At 38.2% G+C, this 340-nt stretch carries 1 tRNA gene; it reads left to right on the plus strand.

From position 1 onward, the window contains the following. Positions 1 to 14 precede the first annotated feature (14 nt). Positions 15 to 91, plus strand: a tRNA-Ala gene (locus RT250_RS13555). The last annotated feature ends 249 nt before the right edge of the window (positions 92 to 340 follow it).

Below are 340 nucleotides of genomic sequence, written 5' to 3' on the forward strand. Positions count from 1 at the left end.
GAATTTCAAAAAATGGGGGATTAGCTCAGCTGGCTAGAGCGCCTGCCTTGCACGCAGGAGGTCATCGGTTCGACTCCGATATTCTCCACCACGGATATAATCCACTTTTACTAGTACCAAAGAGCTATTTTCATAATGCTTGCGGTGTGTAAAGGGGAGTTCCAGACAGTTCATTGACATATTGTAATTAAAGAATACGAGAAAAGTAATAAAAGTCTTAGTATTTGATTGTTGACCTTTGGTTAATTGATCAATTATTAAGCAATGAATAAACTCATTAAAGAGCAAAAAAGTACAATAAGCAAAATAAGAGCGTATGGGGAATGCCTAGGCTCTCAGA

This window comes from Aequorivita sediminis (genome assembly GCF_032080575.2).
Lineage (GTDB): Bacteria > Bacteroidota > Bacteroidia > Flavobacteriales > Flavobacteriaceae > Aequorivita > Aequorivita sediminis.